Source organism: Methyloglobulus morosus KoM1 (assembly GCF_000496735.2).
In the GTDB taxonomy this organism is placed as follows: Bacteria; Pseudomonadota; Gammaproteobacteria; order Methylococcales; family Methylomonadaceae; genus Methyloglobulus; species Methyloglobulus morosus.
This window is the reverse complement of sequence record NZ_AYLO01000053.1, coordinates 1-19046: the sequence shown is the minus strand read 5'-3', so window position 1 is coordinate 19046 and position 19046 is coordinate 1. Positions and strand designations below refer to the sequence as shown.

Below are 19046 nucleotides of genomic sequence, written 5' to 3'. Positions count from 1 at the left end.
TTATCTCCAAACAAACAAAACAAGGCGCGGGAAGTTGTTGGGCTTCCCTACGCCGGCATTAACCGGGGTCAGGTTCAAAGGGTATTTCTCAGCCCCGATCCATCTTGTAAGAAAAACCTTAAAGATAAACCGAAGCACCCCTAGCCATTACGGATTAGGTTACGTTAAATCAAAAAATGGGAAATTGCAAATCCTGATTCTAGGGTGGTCGGGTGTTTAAGGTTATACCCCCATAAGCTTAAAGGATAGATAACCTACGTTTTAATACAATTGAGCAAATTGGAATTAAATGCTGTCTTGTGTTTTGATGGGATCAGATGCCAATTTCATTGGGTGCTGTGTAATTTTTAGCCGTTGAAAAATGATTTTTTTTAAGACTAGTGTTAATATTGCTAGAATAATTGCCAAAACACGATTGAACGGATGTCTCAAGACGCACAAAAAACGCCTTATAACCCGCCTGCTTTGGAATTCAAGAGCAGCACTTTTTCTGTACCTGTCTTGGTCTTGTCTAGCGATGACCAGATAACAGTTGAACAACAACTTCTGGCAAAGATTCAACTGGCGCCGGAATTCTTTAAAAATTCCCCGTTGATTTTGGATGTCCAGGAACTGAATAAGCATAATATCGACGTTGATGTTGCAGCCATTATTGGGATAATACGCAAGCTGGGCTTGTTGCCCATTGGTATACGGGGCGGGAATCCACAACAAAATGAGCAAGGGATCGCACTAGGAATTCCGGTGCATTCAATTCACACCAGCAGCATTACAGCCGACACAAATAAACCTAAAACACCAGCTCCAGAACCTGAAACTAAAGATTTGTTGCAAACGGGGACAACGCTCATAACCCAACCTATACGCTCAGGCCAGCGTGTTTATGCTGCGGGTGACTTGGTCATTGTGGCACCCGTAAGTGCCGGTACGGAGATTTTGGCGGAAGGCAACATCCACGTTTACGGCGCATTGCGTGGTCGCGCCTTAGCGGGTGTGCAAGGCAACACTGAAGCGCGCATTTTTTGCAATGCCCTGCAAGCAGAACTGATTTCTATCGCCGGTAATTATAAAATCAGCGAAGATCTTAACCAAAATGTCCATAATAAGCCTGTACAAATCTATCTTGATAAACAAACATTAGTCATTCAAGAAATATAATCCATTCTGGTACCATTCCGATTCAAGGGGGAACATCCATTGGCAAGAATTATTGTCGTAACATCAGGTAAGGGGGGCGTAGGCAAAACCACGACCAGCGCCGCTATCGCCATGGGGCTTGCAAAAAAAGGCCATAAGACAGCCGTGATTGATTTTGATGTGGGCTTACGTAACCTGGATTTGATAATGGGCTGTGAGCGTCGGGTCGTTTATGACTTTATCAATGTCATCAACGGGGAAGCCAGCCTTAATCAGGCCCTGATAAAAGATAAAAACTGTAATTTGCTATACATACTGGCTGCCTCACAAACTCGCGATAAAGATGCGCTGAGCCAGGAAGGTGTCGGAAAAGTTTTGGACGAACTGTCCAGGGACTTCAAATACATTATTTGTGATTCCCCTGCCGGCATCGAGAAAGGTGCGCATTTGGCGATGTATTTTGCCGACGATGCGTTTGTGGTGACCAACCCCGAAGTGTCTTCGGTCAGGGATTCCGACCGCATGTTGGGGATATTGTCCAGCAAATCCCGTCGGGCTGAAGAAAACAAGGAACCCATCAAAGAATACTTGCTACTCACTCGTTATTCCCCTGAACGTGTAAAACTGGGCGAAATGTTGAGCGTCGATGATGTGCAGGAGATTCTGTCGTTGCATCTTTTAGGCGTGATACCGGAATCAAAATCGGTACTGAATGCATCAAACTCAGGGATTCCGGTCATCCTCGATGAAAAAAGCGATGCCGGCCAAGCTTACGTTGATATTGTCGCCCGCTACTTGGGGGAAAATAAACCACACCGCTTTATCGACGACAAGAAAGGCTTCTTTGGTAAACTGTTTGGAGGCAAGTAATGAGCTTACTCGATTACTTTAAAACCTCCAAAACCAGTTCGGCTTCATTGGCCAAAGAAAGGCTGCAAATCCTGGTGGCGCATGAACGTGTTTCGCAAAGCCAGCCCATGTATTTGCCGCAATTACAGCAAGAACTATTGGATGTCATCCAGAAATATGTCCATGTTGACAAAGATGCCATCTCCGTAAAGTTTGAGCAGGACGGAAATCAGGAAACCTTGGAGCTAAATATCATGTTACCTGATGACCAAACGAAGCGATTTTAATTTAGGTAAGGAGATAAATATGACAGCGATCACTGAAATTGGCACAGCGGCTGGAAAAATCTGGCATTACCTGGAAAAAAATGGCCCGTCCAGTGTCACAAAAATTACCACAGATACGGCTTTGGGCAAAAGCGAGGTTCAACGCGCTATCGGCTGGTTGGCTAAAGAAGGCAAACTGGTGGTCGAGTTGAAAGGCCGGGTTGAGACGCTCTCGCTGAAATAACCTTATGGAAAGGCCTGTTAATGGCTTTCCTTAGCTAAGTTCCCTGTGCCTTACTATCACATTGAGGGTGGGGCTCTTGAACTGCTTTGCCAGTGTATCGACCAGATAAACAGAGCGGTGTTGTCCCCCGGTACAGCCAATGGCGACTGTGAGGTAACTCCGGCCTTCTGCTTCAAATCGTGGAATCCAACGTTCCAGGAAGTCCGTAATATCTTGAAAAAGTTCCCCGACAAGCTCTTGGCTTTTGAGGAAATCGCTGACAGGCTGGTCCTTGCCTGTCAATCCCCTCAATTCGGGTATCCAATAAGGATTTGGCAAGCTCCGCGCATCATAGACAAAATCAGCGTCCAAAGGAATGCCGTTTTTGTATCCAAATGACTGAAATTGCAAGGAAATATGCCTAAATTCGCGTTCGCCTATTTGATCCTTAATAAGATCCCGAAGCTGGTGGTAATGGGTTCGGCTCGTGTCAATGACGACGCTAGCATGCCGCGCAATAGGCACCAGCATCTCCTTTTCAATTTTTATCGCTTCCTTTAAGGGAATATTAAAATCGGTCAACGGATGCCTGCGGCGAGTTTCGCTGTAGCGTTTCAGTAAGGTGGACTCTTCGGCCTGCATAAAAATGATTTCACAGTCAATGCCCTTATTTCGGATTAAACGTAAGCTTTCAGAGAAATTGACGAGGCTTTCGCTTTGGTTTCGTGCGTCAATGCCTATTGCCGTTTTAGCGTAGGTGTTCTTGTCCACCAGCATGACATCGGCAATAAAGCTTTCCAGTAACGTAAACGGCAGGTTATCGATGCAGTAATAGCCGCAGTCTTCCAGGGTTTCTAGTGCAATACTTTTGCCGGAACCTGAAAGGCCGCTGACAATAATTAGTTTCATTGGTATTTGGGAAGGCGAGGGTGCAAAGCCGAACTTTGCACCCTATCATTGATATTAACGGTGGTTGGTCAATTTTTCTTTGTGTTTGGTAATTTGACGGTCGAGCTTATCGACCATATCGTCAATGGCGGCGTACATATCTTCCTGTTGGTCTTCGGCAAATAACTTCGCCCCGTTAATATGCACGGTGGCTTCTGCTTTTTGCATTAACTTTTCTATGCTCAATATAACGTGTACATCAGTGACATTATCAAAGTGACGCCCTAACTTATCAAATTTAGAATTGACGTGCGCTCTCAAAGAGTCTGTAATTTCAAGATGATGACCTGTTACGATGATTTGCATGGAATACTCCTTTACTGATAGATAATTAGATTTGGACGAGTTAGCCTTATAAGGTACGTTTCCGTTCGCTGGAAGAGGCGATAAACATTGCTTCGCGATATTTTGCTATGGTTCTTCTCGCAACATTGATGCCTTTTTCATTCAATAAATCGGCGATCTTGCTGTCACTCAATGGTTTGGCCGGATTTTCATTGCTGACTAACTCTTTTATAAAGGCCCTAATGGCCGTTGATGAACATTCACCTCCTTCTTCGGTTGAAACATGGCTGGAAAAAAAATACTTAAATTCGACTATCCCGTTGGGCGTGTGCATATATTTTTGGGTAGTGACCCGGGAGACGGTCGATTCATGCAGTTCCAGCTCCTCGGCAATGGCCCTTAGGACCATCGGTTTCATGGCGATGGCGCCATGCTCAAGAAACTCCTTTTGTCGGTCTACGATAGCGCGGGCAACCCGTAAGATCGTGTCGTTGCGGCCTTGCAGGCTTTTGATGAACCATTTGGCTTCTTGGTAATGATCTTTCATGAACTGATTGCCTTTACTGTCATCAGCCCTTTTAATGAGTGAGGAATACTCGGTATTAATGCGCAATTTGGGGGCGGCCTCTGGGTTGAGGCTAACTTGCCATGCGTTGTTGCGTTTAATGACATAAACATCAGGTATCACATATTCCGATTCCGATTGCTGTATTTGTAAGCCGGGTTTGGGATCAAGCGACCGGATAAGTGCGACGGCCTTATCCAATTGTTCTGAAGTCAAGGACAATTCACGCATCAATGCCGCCCGACCATGATTTGCCAATAAATCCAGGTGGTTTGTGACGATGGTCAAGGCGACTTTTCGGAAAGGCGTATGTTCAGGCAATTGCATCAGTTGAATTTTCAGGCAATCTTGAAGGTCAACAGCGGCCACGCCAGACGGGTCAAAATTTTGTATCCGGTGCAGCACCGCTTGCACTTCATCGAAGTCCAAGTCATCCATTTGACCCTGTAAACCCTGATAAATTTCCTCAAGGCTGCTAATCAGGTAACCTTCATCGTTTATGGAATCGATGATTGACAGTGCAATGTCGTGATCGCGCTCAGAAAATCGGGTCAGCTCCAATTGCCAGACTAAATGGTCGAGTAATGTTGAAGTATTGCCGCGCTGCGTTTCAAACTCCACGGCTTCGTTGCTGGTAGAGCTGGCCGTGGATTCGTAGTCTTCTTCATAAACATCGTCCCAGGACGAATCAATGGGAAGTTCGTCTGGCATGTCGGTTTGCGAGCCTTCACTGGTGAGCGTGTCGGTCGTTTCAGTTTTTTTTTCGGTCAATCCTTCCAGGGGTTGAAAGTTGCCTTCTTCCTCCTCGACTTCCAGCATGATATTGGAATCGAGAGCTTGCTGAATTTCTTGTTGTAAATCTAAGGTGGACATTTGCAGCAACCGGATTGCCTGTTGCAATTGCGGTGTCATCGAGAGCTGCTGCCCTAGTTTTAGATTGATGGACTGTTTCATAAGCGCATCACATTTTTTTGCAAAAAAGCATCATAATTTAAAGTTATTGCCCAGATAAACTTTACGGACTTCCTCGTTCTGTACGATCTCATCCGTGCTGCCTTCAGCAATAACCCTGCCTTCGTTAAGTATATACGCACGGCTGCAAATACCTAGTGTTTCTTGGACATTATGTTCGGTAATCAAGATGCCGATACCGCGGTCTTTGAGGTGTTCTATGATGGCTTGTATGTCTTCTACCGAGATGGGGTCGACACCCGCGAAAGGTTCGTCCAATAAAATGAACTGGGGATTGCTTGCCAATGCCCTGGCGATTTCCACCCGTCGTCGTTCGCCACCGGAAAGGCTTAAGGCCATTTGGTTACGTAGATGCGGGATGTGGAACTCTTCCAGTAATTCTTCAATAATCAGCTCCATCTGCCCTTCGGTCAAATCTGTCCGAATTTGGAGGACTGCCCGTAAATTATCCGCCACGCTGAGTTTGCGGAATACTGACGGTTCCTGCGGCAAATAGCCTACACCCAGCTTTGCCCTTAAGTGCATGGGGTGTTGGGTGATGTCTAATTCATCCAACAAAATTTCGCCTTCATCGGCTTTGATAAGGCCCACCATCATATAAAAACTGGTGGTTTTCCCGGCACCATTAGGGCCCAACAAACCGACCACTTCGCCGGTATTGACATGCAATGAAACACCATTGACGACATTGCGTTTATTGTAGGTTTTGATCAGATGTTTTGCCGCTAGTGTCGTCATTCTTTTTAGAATCCGTTTTAAGCCCTGTATCATTAGGCGTTTTTTGTTTAGGCTTCAACAAGACATGGACGCGTTTGGCATCTGTGGAGTTGTCGCCGGCTTTCACGACCGAGCTTTTGCTGTTGTATTCGATATAATCACTGGAATATGTGCCATTGCCTTGCCAAACCGTTGCTTCTTTAATAAGCACCAGAAGATTTTTCTTAGGGTAATACTCGCCGGTCAACGCTTCGCCGGTTACATCTTCCGCCCCTACGCTGGGTGTTTGTTTAAATTTCGCCTTGTTTCCAGTGAACACTAACTTATCGGCTTCACCATCAAGAAAATAAACCACGAGTTTGTCCGAATTGACCCTTATGGTGCCTTGTATTGAGATGACGTTTCCTGTGTAGATACTGGTTGATGTGGCATCGTCGTAAGTGGCAGTATTGGAATCAATCGTGATGGGTTGGTCGGCATCGCTCTCCAATGCCCATAAGGTTGTGCAGCAACAACTCGTCAACAATGCCCAGCAGCAAGCAATTATCTTATTTCGTTTCATATTTACCTTTCACTTTGGAAAGCAACTCTACATGAATCGGCTCTTTAAATGTCATTTTCATCCCTGTGCCAGTGGTGACATTAGAGGCACTGATCAGCTCTGCCCATGCATTGGTTTCCGCATAACTGGTTTCTGGTGTAACCATCAAATTAGATGTATTGATCGTCAGTTGTTTGAGATCCTGGGTGTTCGCCCGGTTAACCGTTACTTTGCCGTTCAACTGGAGTTTTTTTCCGTCTTTTGACAGCACCCCTGTTTCGGCTATCACAACCCAAGGTGGCGTTTTTTCGTTATTAAACGTCATGACCGGTTTTTTCGTATGCGTCGCCCAGTCGTCTGTCGCATAATGCGTCATTTCTTCCGCCGTCAGCGTGCTCTTTACCTGACCGGTTTCATCCATTTCCCATTTGGTGTAGGACTTGCTGAAATAATCCGGGTATGTTCCGTTAACCTTTTCTTTTTCGGCCTGAATTAATCCCGTGTATTGCGTTAACCACCAGCTTAGCAAAGCCAGTCCCGTCAGGAATATGTAAATGAATTTTTCACTGAAGTGGGTCATTTCAGGTAATAATCCAAGACCTTATCAAAGTTCCCTTGCGCCTGCATAATCAAATCGCAAACTTCCCGCACCGCGCCTTGCCCGCCAGGCAAAACGGTACACCAATCCGCCCGTTCTTTGACGGCGTAGTGCGCATCATTTACGGCAATAGCCAGGCCAACCCTTTTCATGATCGGCAAGTCCAGCAGGTCATCTCCGACATAAGCCGCTTGTTCCGCTATAATGCCGGCACTTTCGAGCAGTTCGGCGAATACGCCTTGCTTATCTTCATGGCCTTGATAGACATAATCAATGCCCAGGCTTTTCATGCGCAGCTCCACTGAATTGGATTTCCTGCCGGAGATAATCGCCACTTTTACGCTAGTCTTTTGTAACAATTTGAGGCCATGGCCATCACGGGCATGAAAGCATTTATATTCCATGCCTTCATTGTCGAAATAAAGCCGCCCGTCAGTTAACACGCCATCGACATCCAGGATCAGTAATTTCAGCTTCTTGGCTTTTTCCAAGATGTGCGCCATTGGCTTTTGGTTGCTGTCCATTTCTACCATTATACGATTCCGGCACGAATCAAATCGTGCATATTCAAAGCGCCCACTGCATAGTGCTGGTCGTCAACTACAATCAAGGCATTTATTTTTTTCTGCTCCATAACCTGCATGGCTTCGGCAGCCAGCGCATCGGCTTTAATGACCGTGCAATTTGGGGTCATGACATCAGCGATAGCCGTAGTGTGGACATCGAGATTCCTGGCTAACATGCGGCGCAAATCACCATCGGTGAAAATCCCAACCAGTCGGTTATCGTCTTCAACAATGGCCGTCATGCCCAATTTCTTTTCAGTCATTTCCAGCAGGGCGGCACTGATAAGTGCGGATTTATGGATTAGCGGCATGGCCTCATCAACATGCATAATATCGCCAACCCGCAACAACAACTGCTTACCTAATGTACCGCCGGGATGTGACAGGGCAAAATCATCGCGAGTAAAGCCGCGTGCTTCCAATAACGACACTGCCAAGGCATCGCCCATCACCAAGGCCGCCGTGGTGCTGGAGGTTGGGGCCAACCCTAAAGGACAGGCTTCCTGCGCGACACCGACATTGATGTGTGTGGTGGAAAAATCGGCCAATGTCGATTTCGGGTTGCCTGTCATGGCGATAAGCGGCACAGCCAGACGTTTGATTATCGGCAGGATCTTTACTATCTCCTCCGTTTCGCCGGAGTTTGACAAAGCCAGCACCACGTCCTGTTTGGTAATCATGCCCATGTCGCCATGGCTGGCCTCACCGGGATGCACAAAAAAAGCCGGTGTTCCCGTACTTGCCAAGGTCGCAGCAATCTTGCTGGCGATATGCCCTGATTTACCCATACCTATCACGACGACGCGTCCTTTGCAGTTGTACATCAGCTTACATGCGCTAACAAAGCTATCGTTGATTTGCCTCGCCAGTGCAGTAACCGCTTCGGCTTCAACTTGAATAACGGCCAGGGCTAACTCGCGAAGCTTTCCGTCATGCAACTTCATTTTCTTCCATTGTGTAAGACAACCTCTATTAACAGGGGATACGGCTTAAATGTGCTGTCATTATGTCATATTTAAGTCAATTTTGTCTTATCAAGGCACGATCCGGCAGTCGTCCTAATTTGGGCTCGAAGCGGCATTTCTGGCGATTTGGAAGCTTATAGGGCGGTTGCCTGTCATAAAAAGAAGCAAAGCGAACTTCGGTTAATCAAAAATCAAGCGGGACACAATTGAATTCTAAAGCCTGTACTCAGCCGAACGGGCATGGGCGAACAGGCTTTCGCCACGTGCGAGGACAGAAGCCGTTTTTCCCAACTCTTTTGCGCCAGCTTTGGAACAGTTAATCAGGCTGGTGCGCTTCTGGAAGTCATAGACGCCCAAAGGTGAGGAATACCGTGCCGAACTCGAGGTAGGCAAGACGTGGTTAGGGCCGGCGCAGTAATCACCCAAGGCTTCCGCTGTGTAGCGTCCCATGAAGATCGCGCCTGCATGGTGGATATGTTGGCTGAAGGCTTCTGGGTTTTCCACTGAAAGCTCCAAGTGCTCTGGCGCTATCGTATTGGCGACCTCGGCGGCTTGTTGCAAATCCTTCACTGTGATGAATGCGCCCCGGGTGGACAATGACGTTCGGATAATCTCGGCACGCTCCATCGTGGGTAGCAAGTTGTTGATGCTTTGCTTGACTGCGGCAAGATAAGCCTTGTCTGGGCTAATCAGGATGGCTTGGGCGTTCTCGTCGTGTTCGGCTTGGGAAAATAAATCCATCGCAATCCAATCGGGATTGGTCAAGCCGTCACAGATAATCAGGATTTCCGAAGGGCCTGCAATCATATCGATACCGACTTGGCCAAAAACCAGTTTTTTGGCGGTGGCAACATAAATATTACCGGGGCCGACGATTTTTGCGACGGCCGGAATTGTCTCTGTGCCGTAAGCAAGGGCGGCAACGGCTTGTGCGCCGCCGACGGTAAATATCCTATCGACCCCTGCTAGATAAGCGGCAGCCAATACCAGTGGGTTGCATTCGCCTTTCGGCATGGGGACGACCATAATCAATTCGCCGACACCCGCCACTTTTGCGGGAATGGCGTTCATCAACACAGAAGAAGGATAAGCGGCTTTGCCGCCCGGCACGTAAAGCCCTACACGATCGAGCGGAGTGATCTTTTGCCCCAATACCGTGCCATCGGCTTCCGTATAATCCCAAGATTCTATTTTTTGGTGTTCTGCATAAGAACGAATCCGATTTGCGGCGGTTTTCAAGGCGTTGGCTTGGTCTGTCGGGATAGACCCAAAAGCGGATTTCAGGCTATTTTGGTCTAGCTCCAATTCCGCCGCAGAATTAACCTGACGGTGGTCGAAACGGTTGGTGTAGGCGATCACCGCTTTGTCGCCATTGCGGCGCACGTCAGCAATGATGTCCAGGACTTGCCGATGGATGTCTAAGTCTTCGGATTCATTCCAGGCCAGCAAGTTTTGTAATTGCCCAGGGAAATCAGGGGAAACGGCATCTAATTCAGTTATCATAATCTCTGGCATAGGCTTACCTTTTAGCCAACGTAAGTTCGAATTGTTCCAGCAAGGCGGCAATCGCTTGGTTTTTCATTTTCATGGCGGCTTTATTGACCACGAGACGGGAGCTAATGTTCATAATTAATTCTCGCGGCTCCAAGTTATTGGCGCGTAAGGTGTTGCCGGTATCGACCAAGTCGACGATGCAATCGGCAAGGCCAACCAGCGGCGCAAGTTCCATCGATCCGTAGAGCTTGATAATTTCAGCCTGTATGCCTAAATTGGCGAAATAGCGTTGTGCGATTTTGACGTATTTGGTGGCGACCCGAATCCGCCCTTTGGGCAGTGGCGCGTCCTTATGCGCCGCCGTCATCAGGCGGCATTTGGCAATGCCTAAATCCAGGGGTTCATAAAGGCTTTCGGCACCGTGTTCCAGTAGGATGTCTTTGCCGGCAATGCCCATATCGGCAGCGCCGTATTCAACGAAAGTAGGGACATCGGTGGCGCGGATGATGACGAGTTGCACGTCGTCCCGTGTTGTCGATAAGATCAGCTTACGGGATTTCTCGGGATCATCCGTTGGCGTGATGCCCGCCTCTTCCAAAAAAGGCAAGGCTTCCTCGTAAATTCGGCCTTTCGATACGGCAATAGTTAGCATAACGACTTAGTTGGGGACGCGGCGGATGACTGCCCCTAATTGAGACAGCTTTTCTTCTATGTGATCGTAACCACGGTCAATATGGTAGATACGGTCTACCTTTGTGCTGCCTTCGGCCGCTAATGCCGCAATGACGAGGCTGGCCGAAGCCCTTAAATCAGTCGCCATCACGGGCGCGGCAGTCAGGTATTTTACCCCTTTGCATATTGCCGTGTTCGATTCCAGTTTTATGTCAGCACCCATGCGTTGCAGTTCTTGTACATGCATAAAACGGTTTTCAAAAATCGTTTCCGTGATAATGCCAACACCGTCTGAAATCGTGTTCATGGCAATGAATTGGGCTTGCATGTCCGTTGGGAAAGCGGGATAAGGCGCAGTCCGCACCGAGACGGCCTTGGTCTTGTTCCCGTGCATATCTAGGCTAATCCAATCATCGCCCGTCGTAATGTCGGCACCGGCTTCCGTCAGTTTATCCAATACGGCATCAAGAATATCTGGTCGGGTATTCTTGAGTTTGACTTTGCCGCCCGTTATTGCTGCTGCGACCAGGTAAGTCCCGGTTTCTATCCGATCAGGCAGGATATCGTAGTGGATCGATTCCAGGCCGAGTTTTTCGACACCTTCAATGACCAGCACATCCGTACCGATACCGGAAATCTTAGCGCCCATTTTATTGAGGAAATGCGCCAGGTCAGTGACTTCCGGCTCTCTTGCGGCGTTCTCCATGGTGGTAATGCCTTCCGCTAAAGACGCTGCCATCATCAAGTTTTCTGTACCGGTAACGGTGACTTGTTCGAGCACCAAACGACAACCTTTCAGTTTCTTGGCTTTGGCATGGATGTAACCACCTTCGACAGTAATGTCTGCACCCATTTTGATAAGGCCGTTGATGTGTATGTCCACCGGACGAGTGCCGATAGCACAGCCGCCAGGTAACGACACATGGGCTTCACCGAAACGTGCCAGCAAGGGGCCCAAGACAAGGATAGAGGCCCGCATGGTCCTGACTAACTCGTAAGGTGCTTCGTAGCTGGTGATGGTGCTGCTGTCCACCTCGATATTCATTTTTTCGTCAACCAACAGTTGAACGCCCATCCGCCCCAATAACTCCATGGTGGTGGTAATGTCATGAAGGTGAGGGATATTTCCAACACTGACGGGCGCGTGGGAAAGTAGGGTTGCCGCCAGAATTGGCAAGGCGGCATTTTTGGCGCCGGAAATGCGAAGCTCACCATTAAGTTGGTTGCCGCCGGTAATGATTAATTTATCCATGCTAGGCCTGTTTGGGGTTATTGACTTAAGCTATTTCTGTATCGGCTGGGCTGTCAGATTTGCCTGAACTAAAATAACTCGTCTTATCAAGCCCGCACAACATAGCCAAGTTTAAGATTTGCCCAGGTATATTTATAAAGCGCAATTGTACTCTCTTGCCGCTGGCTTGTTTTATCCATTCAAGCATTAAGGCAAGTCCGGCACTATCGGCATTGTCAACTTTGCTAAAATCCAGGGTAATTTGTTTATTGGCCGTCAAAAATGCAAAATCGCTTACGGTTTTTTTGTTCATTGCCGAAAAAGTCAGGTTGCCTTCGACCAGAAAGCGGCCTGGGCTTTCATTGACAATGCTCAGTGTGCTCATTTTTTTTCTTCTGCAGATTTGAACAGGAATTGGCCGATGGCTTTCTCAAGTATGATCGCCGACTGGGTAATTTCTATTGTACTGTTTTCTTTAAGGTATTCATTGGAGCCGCCAGGTTCAAGGCTGACATACTGCTCTCCCAACAATCCGGCAGTGAAGATGCTGGCAGTCGTGTCATCGGGAATGCTGTTGTATTGGGCGTTAATCCGCATTTTAACGATGGATTCGTAGGTTTTAAGGTCAAAGCTGATGTCGCTGACCTGGCCTATCTTGACGCCTGCGGCAGAGACAGGGGACTTTATCTTTAAACCGCCGGAGTTTTCAAAACGTGCGGTGATTGTGTAACCTTCCTGTTCGACGAACGAGCCTAAGTTGCTCACATGTAACGCAAGAAAAAACAATCCGGCAATGCCAGCGGCGACAAAGAGCCCGACCAGCGTGTCCTGGGTACTGCTGTGCTGCATATTAATCGTCTCCAAACATGAGTGCGGTCAGGATAAAATCCAAACCCAAGATACTGAAAGCTGAATTTACCACGGTACGCGTGGTCGCGCGGCTAACGCCTTCGGAAGTGGGGATAGCGTCGTAGCCTTCAAACAAGGCAATCCAAGTGGCCACGAAACCAAACACCAAACTCTTGATGCAGCCATTGACAATATCGTCATAAAAATCAATTTTTGCGTGCATTTGCGACCAGTAAGCGCCGTCGTCCACGCCCAACAAGCCAGAACCGACAAGCTGTCCGCCTAAAATGCCAATTGCGCTGAATAAGCCCGCCAATAATGGCATGGAGATGAGGCCTGCCAGAAAACGCGGCGATATGATGCGCTTAATCGGGTCAACCGCCATCATTTCCATGCCGGATAGTTGTTCCGTGGCTTTCATCAGGCCGATTTCCGCTGTCAATGCAGAACCGGCACGACCGGCAAATAATAAAGCAGCAACAACCGGCCCCAGCTCCCGCACTAAAGAAGCGGCAACCATCACGCCCAACGTTTCTTCTGCGCCGAAATCGGACAAAATATAATAACCTTGCAAACCTAACACCATGCCGACAAACAGGCCGGATATGGAGATAATCAAAAATGACAATACCCCGACTGAATAAAGCTGGTTAATCAGCAGCCTAGGCCTCGGCAACAGGCCGATGATCCCGGTAAGCGTATGCAAAAGGAAAAAAGTCGCACGGCCTAGCTTAGTAAAACTGCTGCGCGTATTCCTGCCCAAAGTTTGAAAAAATTCCATCATGCTTAAGCGGCAAATTTAATAGCGTTTCCCGGATGACATCAAATCGTCCTGTAACTCCCTGGCGGGATAGTGAAAATGCACAGGCCCATCAGCCGTGCCGTCCATAAATTGCTGCACCCATTCCGACGAGGAATGTTGAATTTCAGAAGGCGTACCTTCACCCATCACTTTTCCGTCCGAAACCACATAGATGTAATCGGCAATTGCCGAGGTTTCATGCACATCATGGGATACGATAATAGTTGTCAGCCCCAACGTGATGTTCAACGACTTGATAAGGTGCACCAATACGCCTTTTGAAATAGGATCTTGCCCAGTAAATGGCTCGTCATACATAATCATCATAGGGTCCAGGGCGATGGCCCTAGCCAGGGCGACGCGTCTGGCCATCCCTCCTGAAAGCTCATTCGGCATCAGGTTTCGTGCGCCGCGCAGGCCAACCGCCTGGAGTTTCATCAATACCAACGAGCGGATCATGGATTCGGGGAGCTGGGTATGTTCCCGCAACGGAAATGCCACGTTATCGAACACATTCATATCCATGAGCAATGCGCCGCTTTGGAATAACATGCCGATTCGTTTACGCAGATTGAACAACTGGCTTCTTCTTAAACGATGGACATTACTGCCATCCACTGTCACAGTGCCTTGAGCTGGCTGCAATTGGCCGCCAATCAACTTTAACAATGTCGTCTTGCCCGTGCCGCTAGGTCCCATAATGGCGGTAATTTTTCCGCGTTCAAAGTCCATGGACACATCGGAGAAAATTTTATTCTCACCCCGCGAAAATGACAGGCCTCGGACTGCGACTAAACTGTTTTGGGAGCGAAAGCTGTCACCCATATTCGGCAAGGATTAATCAATTGAATGTAAACAGGCTATTGTCTATGACTACTGCCTTTTGAGTCAAACTTAAATCAAGAATTGTCCAAAAGGCTTGTTGTAAAGGCCTTAAAGTGGAAGCGCAAAAGGTTTTAGGTTTCAGCCCGATAATTTGACCACCCTTGCGAGGCATTAGTAACTATAATACAGTGCAAACACTAACAAAGAATTTTCGGACGATTAAATGTAATCCGGAGCTTAACTTACCCTTTCAGTAGAACATGTCTGATATAGAAATCGCCCAAAAAGCAAACATGAAACCCATCATTGGCTTGGTCAAAGAACGGTTTGGCATTGATGCGGAACATTTAGACCCTTTCGGTCATTACAAAGCCAAGCTCTCGCTGGAATACGTCAACAGTCTAGCGGATAAAAAAGACGGCAAACTCATTTTGGTGACAGCCATCAGCCCAACCCCAGCCGGGGAAGGTAAAACCACCACCACGGTGGGTTTGGGCGATGCCCTTAACCGGATCGGCAAAAAAGCGATTATGTGCTTGCGCGAGCCGTCCTTGGGGCCGTGTTTTGGTGTAAAAGGTGGCGCGGCGGGTGGGGGTTATGCCCAAGTCGTGCCAATGGAGGACATCAACCTCCATTTTACGGGCGATTTTCACGCGATTGGCGTAGCGCATAACCTGTTGGCCGCACTGATCGACAACCACATCACCCAAGGCAATGCACTCGGCATTGACCCGCGCCGCATCCAATGGAAGCGCGTGGTGGACATGAATGACCGCGCCTTGCGAAAAATCATCATCGGCTTGGGCGGCATCGGCAACGGTTATTCCCGGGAAGACGGATACGATATAGTCGTTGCTTCCGAGGTCATGGCCATCCTGTGCTTGGCAACCAGCCGCGCCGACTTGAAAGAACGTCTGGGGCGCATTGTCATCGGTTACAAGGCGGATGGAAAAACGCCGATATACGCCAGCGACCTGAAAGCGCACGGCGCAATGGCGGCCTTGCTCAAGGATGCCATTAAACCGAACCTAGTGCAAACGCTGGAAAACAATATCGCCATCATTCATGGCGGCCCTTTTGCCAATATCGCCCACGGTTGCAATACCGTGACCGCCACCAAAACCGCCTTAAAGCTGGCTGATTACGTGGTCACGGAAGCCGGTTTCGGTGCGGACTTAGGGGCGGAAAAATTCATCGACATCAAATGCCGCATGTCCGGTTTAAAACCTTCGGCGGTTGTATTGGTAGCGACGGTACGGGCATTGAAATTCCACGGCGGCATTGCCAAAGAGGACTTAAACCAAGAAAACCTACCCGCCCTCGAAAAAGGCTTTGAAAACCTGCAACGCCATTACCAAAACATTACCCAGCATTACGGCTTGCCGTGCGTGGTGTGCGTTAACCATTTTACCTTTGACACCGAAGCCGAGCTTGACCTGCTTCAATCCAAGTGTAAATCCCTAGGCGCAAATTGCGTCGTCTCCAAACATTGGGCAGAAGGCGGTGCGGGCGCAGAAAACCTAGCGAATGAAATCGTTAACATTGTCGATAGCCGTGAATCTGGCTGCACTTACGTTTACGATGAAAACCTGAGTTCGTGGGACAAGATAGCAACCATAGCGACCAAGCTTTACGGTGCATCGGGGATTGTCGCCAGCGCCAAGATTAAAGACCAGCTACTTACGTGGGATGAAAACTACGGCAAATTCCCGGTTTGTATCGCCAAAACCCAGATGTCGTTTTCCACCAATCCCAACCTAAAAGGCGCGCCATCAGGGCATACTGTCGAAATCAACGAGGTCAGGTTGTCGAATGGCGCGGGCTTTATCGTCGCCGTTGCTGGTGACATGATGACCATGCCGGGGCTACCGAAATCGCCTGCGGCGGAAAGGATCGATATTGATGATGACGGGAAGATTACGGGGTTGTTTTAAAGTCCCCGATAGGGGATCAGGAAATCCCTCGCCTTTAGGCGACAGGGTTAAGGGGATAGGGCTAGAATGGAGGCATGAAAGATTATAAGCGCGGAAGTCATACGGTTTGGGATTGTAATTACCACTTGGTATGGGTGACGAAAAACCGTTATGCGGATACTGGGCTGCGTTGAGCGGCAATGTGACCGATAAGGTATGGAAGAAACACATTGAAGAGCAGAAACAGGATGGTCCCGACGACGAGTTCAGGGTGCTGTAATCGACCCATTGGGTCGATAAAATCCGGCTTTAAGCCGTAACCCGAAGCCACCGGCTTTAGCCGGTGGAGTATTCACATATTTCATAGGCTCTATTGATTCGGCCTTGTGAAGTATTAAGTTTCCGTTCGCCTGTCGAAAGGCGGTGTGTGCTTCGACAAGCTCAGCACGAACGGTTCAGACATTAAAAGACCGAATCTATAAGCTATCATTGGGAGTTTCCTGATAGCCTAGAACCTTAAAAAGTTTAAGCCATCACGCCTAATAATGGAGTTCCGCTACAATACCTGCATGATCGGTTGGCCATAACTTAGGGGGCGCAGTTTTATCTGTTTGTCTCATACCAACCAAATTTACTTTGGCCCTTTTTACGACCCGCTGTGAAAATATGAAATCGATTCGACTATTTAACAGGGATCTTTTGTTTGACAGGTCTTCCGCCTGACAACAGGTAAAACCTGGGGAAGCAGGGCGGCGAAACTTCCATGTGTCGGTAAAGCCCGCTTCGATAAATTGTTGATAGGGAGGGGCTATTCCAGGAAAATCTGAATCCCTAGGTGATGAGTTCATATCTCCAAGTATCAAAAGTGACTTGTTTGCCGGCGTAGTACGTCGTAGTGTGTTGATGAGCTCATTCGCTTGGTCGGCCTGGATAAAAGGAAACGGATCGCGTTGTTCGAGGTGGGTATTGATAATACGGTAATTTTTCCGGTTAACCTTGACATCGGCACCTGTAAATCCATGTAAGAGTGTGATTGGGCCAATAGGCGTCGGTGTCGTCAGTAATAGGTCGTAGGTGCAACCATTAACTGAAGCCCTATTCGGGCAAGCCCTGCTAAAGTTTACTGCCCGTGCCGGAATGTCGTTTCTGACGAGGATGACATCACGGTCAATCCCGTTTAACACCGCATCAGAACCGTTAATCACAAATGGAATGCCCGGCGGGAAGCCTGAAACCCGTATTGCAGAAAGATCCAGGTTTTTTACTTTTGAGACTGCCCTGTAGTTCAGCCCTTGAGAATTAAGGGCTGAAAGGGTTTCCTTAAGAAAGTCAACGAAAGCCCCCGATATACTGGGGTCATTGCAGCCTTGTTTAGGAGATGTAGGGACAACATCTTCGCATTGGAATCCCCAAACTTCCTGTAAAGCCACGATATCAGGTTGTTGCTGGGCGATGATGGCCGCTTGACGTTGAACCCTGTCCAGAAAGCGATTGGCCGCGATGCCTCGCAACGCAGCAACCAGTTCATCATTAAAGTCATGGCGAGTTAATGTCTCCAGAATTGGCTTAAGATCAGCGCCTATATACTCATTTAGCGTCATGACCTTAATCGTTTTATCTTCCCCGTTTGCCCATAAGGTAGTACTGCATACCAGTAAGATTGAAAATACCAAAATCCGATAAGCTCTGTTAGTATTCATATCGACACTCCCGATAAGTTTAGTTTGCCGCATCCCCATAAATGACATTGACCGATTTGCTTGGGCGAGGTGCGTTTGGTAGATAAACAATGTCATTCACTACTGCTGAGAACTTGATGAAATGTAGTCGGTTCATTTGTTGGATTAAAATACTGCTTCCGAAGTAAGGGTCAATTATCACCTAAATATTCTTAACAAATGCTGAACGACAACTTTAAATCGTTAGGCGGCTAAGATAAAAATGTGTGTTTGTTGTACGGTTATATGGGTCGCTAGCGCGACGGTTATTTGAATGTGGGTTCTCGTACCCACGGACGAGATACTTTTCTTTGCGCGGACAAAGAAAAGTATCCAAAAGAAATCCGCCCGATACCGCTTGTTTCCTGCGCTTCTCGCATTTACCGGGGGTTGTCAAAAGGGACTCCTGTCCCTTTGACAACGTGCGGCATCCCTGCCGCACCCCTAACGGGCTATTCCCGATAAATGCTCCGATGCTCGGCGCGGCATAAGGGGATAGGGTGGGGAATTGTAGGTTGGGGTGAACTTGTGAACCCCAACAAATAATGGCCGATGCTATGGTGGGGTTCGTGCCTCACCCCACCGTGCTGGCGCTTCTATACAATCGAGCACTATTTTTCAGAGATAATTTTGGTGATAGACAAAATTATTCGCCGCATGATTTTACAAGACTCTTCGATTTCTGGAAGACCGTACTGAAACGATTCTCCTGCTAGAAATTCAATACTCGCGTTTGCAATAAGAATACTCGATATATCTCGGCTCAATGCTTCATTTGCACTAATGTATTGTGGAATGATGCAAAATTCGGGTAGTATCTCATGTGCTGTAAATGGCAAAACAACAAGGCAATCCTTTGGTGTTAATGGCATAACAACATACTGATTTCCGTTGTATACTCCAAAAATAT

General features: G+C 47.9%; 23 protein-coding genes and 1 riboswitch. Of the genes, 6 read left to right on the top strand and 17 right to left on the bottom strand.

The window, feature by feature from the left end; translation table 11 throughout:
• Positions 1–27: 27 nt before the first annotated feature.
• A riboswitch (TPP riboswitch) is annotated at positions 28–152 on the bottom strand.
• A 271-nt stretch (positions 153–423) separates the two neighbouring features.
• Genes minC through MGMO_RS07730 form a run of 4 tightly spaced genes read left to right on the top strand, consistent with a single transcriptional unit; the run spans position 424 to position 2496 of the window.
• Entirely contained in the window at positions 424–1158 is a 735-nt protein-coding gene (gene minC / locus MGMO_RS07745; protein ID WP_023494492.1) for a septum site-determining protein MinC, read from the top strand.
• 39 nt (positions 1159–1197) lie between these two features.
• A complete protein-coding gene (gene minD, locus MGMO_RS07740) occupies positions 1198–2007 on the top strand; it encodes a septum site-determining protein MinD (RefSeq protein WP_023494491.1) in 810 nt (269 codons plus the stop codon).
• On the top strand, positions 2007–2273 hold the full coding sequence (gene minE / locus MGMO_RS07735; protein WP_023494490.1) for a cell division topological specificity factor MinE: 267 nt from the start codon (positions 2007–2009) through the stop codon (positions 2271–2273). Before minD ends, minE begins: the two co-directional genes overlap by 1 nt.
• 19 nt (positions 2274–2292) lie before the next feature.
• Positions 2293–2496 carry a winged helix-turn-helix domain-containing protein gene (locus MGMO_RS07730; protein ID WP_023494489.1) on the top strand — a complete coding sequence of 68 codons (204 nt, stop codon included), beginning with the start codon at positions 2293–2295 and terminating at the stop codon, positions 2494–2496.
• 30 nt (positions 2497–2526) lie between these two features.
• On the opposite strand, the gene rapZ is transcribed toward MGMO_RS07730, so the two are convergent.
• From rapZ to MGMO_RS07655, 15 genes are all read right to left on the bottom strand, one after another.
• A complete protein-coding gene (rapZ, locus tag MGMO_RS07725) occupies positions 2527–3384 on the bottom strand; it encodes an RNase adapter RapZ (protein ID WP_023494488.1) in 858 nt (285 codons plus the stop codon).
• Between the two features lie 54 nt (positions 3385–3438).
• Positions 3439–3729, bottom strand: coding sequence for a ribosome hibernation-promoting factor, HPF/YfiA family (gene hpf, locus MGMO_RS07720; protein WP_023494487.1), 291 nt, complete (start codon positions 3727–3729; stop codon positions 3439–3441).
• Between the two features lie 46 nt (positions 3730–3775).
• On the bottom strand, positions 3776–5227 hold the full coding sequence (locus MGMO_RS07715) for an RNA polymerase factor sigma-54 (protein ID WP_023494486.1): 1452 nt from the start codon (positions 5225–5227) through the stop codon (positions 3776–3778).
• A gap of 30 nt (positions 5228–5257) precedes the next feature.
• Positions 5258–5983, bottom strand: a complete 726-nt coding sequence (gene lptB / locus MGMO_RS07710) for an LPS export ABC transporter ATP-binding protein (protein WP_023494485.1) — start codon at positions 5981–5983, stop codon at positions 5258–5260.
• Positions 5940–6524 (bottom strand): lipopolysaccharide transport periplasmic protein LptA, encoded by a 585-nt coding sequence (lptA, locus tag MGMO_RS07705; protein ID WP_023494484.1) that lies wholly within the window; start codon positions 6522–6524, stop codon positions 5940–5942. The genes lptB and lptA overlap by 44 nt, the downstream gene beginning before the upstream one ends.
• Complete coding sequence (lptC, locus tag MGMO_RS07700) at positions 6511–7083, bottom strand: LPS export ABC transporter periplasmic protein LptC (RefSeq protein WP_023494483.1); 573 nt, start codon at positions 7081–7083, stop codon at positions 6511–6513. The genes lptA and lptC overlap by 14 nt, the downstream gene beginning before the upstream one ends.
• Positions 7080–7634 (bottom strand): 3-deoxy-manno-octulosonate-8-phosphatase KdsC, encoded by a 555-nt coding sequence (gene kdsC, locus MGMO_RS07695; RefSeq protein WP_023494482.1) that lies wholly within the window; start codon positions 7632–7634, stop codon positions 7080–7082. The genes lptC and kdsC overlap by 4 nt, the downstream gene beginning before the upstream one ends.
• On the bottom strand, positions 7634–8611 hold the full coding sequence (locus MGMO_RS07690; protein ID WP_023494481.1) for a KpsF/GutQ family sugar-phosphate isomerase: 978 nt from the start codon (positions 8609–8611) through the stop codon (positions 7634–7636). The genes kdsC and MGMO_RS07690 overlap by 1 nt, the downstream gene beginning before the upstream one ends.
• Before the next feature lie 234 nt (positions 8612–8845).
• Positions 8846–10147: a histidinol dehydrogenase gene (gene hisD, locus MGMO_RS07685; protein WP_023494480.1), complete on the bottom strand. Its 1302-nt coding sequence runs from the start codon at positions 10145–10147 to the stop codon at positions 8846–8848.
• 4 nt (positions 10148–10151) lie between these two features.
• Positions 10152–10778 carry an ATP phosphoribosyltransferase gene (gene hisG / locus MGMO_RS07680; protein WP_023494479.1) on the bottom strand — a complete coding sequence of 209 codons (627 nt, stop codon included), beginning with the start codon at positions 10776–10778 and terminating at the stop codon, positions 10152–10154.
• A gap of 6 nt (positions 10779–10784) precedes the next feature.
• Positions 10785–12050 carry a UDP-N-acetylglucosamine 1-carboxyvinyltransferase gene (murA, locus tag MGMO_RS07675; RefSeq protein WP_023494478.1) on the bottom strand — a complete coding sequence of 422 codons (1266 nt, stop codon included), beginning with the start codon at positions 12048–12050 and terminating at the stop codon, positions 10785–10787.
• Between the two features lie 25 nt (positions 12051–12075).
• Entirely contained in the window at positions 12076–12414 is a 339-nt protein-coding gene (locus tag MGMO_RS07670; RefSeq protein ID WP_023494477.1) for an STAS domain-containing protein, read from the bottom strand.
• Positions 12411–12878: an outer membrane lipid asymmetry maintenance protein MlaD gene (mlaD, locus tag MGMO_RS07665; protein ID WP_023494476.1), complete on the bottom strand. Its 468-nt coding sequence runs from the start codon at positions 12876–12878 to the stop codon at positions 12411–12413. The genes MGMO_RS07670 and mlaD overlap by 4 nt, the downstream gene beginning before the upstream one ends.
• 1 nt (position 12879) lies before the next feature.
• A complete protein-coding gene (gene mlaE, locus MGMO_RS07660; protein WP_023494475.1) occupies positions 12880–13662 on the bottom strand; it encodes a lipid asymmetry maintenance ABC transporter permease subunit MlaE in 783 nt (260 codons plus the stop codon).
• A gap of 15 nt (positions 13663–13677) precedes the next feature.
• Positions 13678–14505 (bottom strand): ATP-binding cassette domain-containing protein, encoded by an 828-nt coding sequence (locus tag MGMO_RS07655; RefSeq protein WP_023494474.1) that lies wholly within the window; start codon positions 14503–14505, stop codon positions 13678–13680.
• Positions 14506–14765: 260 nt separating this feature from the next.
• Here MGMO_RS07655 and MGMO_RS07650 point away from each other — a divergent pair, with 260 nt between their 5' ends.
• Both MGMO_RS07650 and MGMO_RS20875 read left to right on the top strand, forming a co-directional pair.
• A complete protein-coding gene (locus MGMO_RS07650; RefSeq protein ID WP_023494473.1) occupies positions 14766–16439 on the top strand; it encodes a formate--tetrahydrofolate ligase in 1674 nt (557 codons plus the stop codon).
• Positions 16440–16569: 130 nt separating this feature from the next.
• Complete coding sequence (locus MGMO_RS20875; RefSeq protein ID WP_268768301.1) at positions 16570–16698, top strand: hypothetical protein; 129 nt, start codon at positions 16570–16572, stop codon at positions 16696–16698.
• 259 nt (positions 16699–16957) lie between these two features.
• Here the strand turns inward: MGMO_RS20875 and MGMO_RS07645 are convergent, their stop codons facing one another.
• On the bottom strand, positions 16958–18118 hold the full coding sequence (locus tag MGMO_RS07645) for an endonuclease/exonuclease/phosphatase family protein (protein ID WP_023494472.1): 1161 nt from the start codon (positions 18116–18118) through the stop codon (positions 16958–16960).
• Between the two features lie 629 nt (positions 18119–18747).
• Positions 18748–19046, bottom strand: a 299-nt coding sequence (locus tag MGMO_RS20530; protein WP_036307272.1) for a hypothetical protein, incomplete at its 5' end; no start/stop codon positions are given.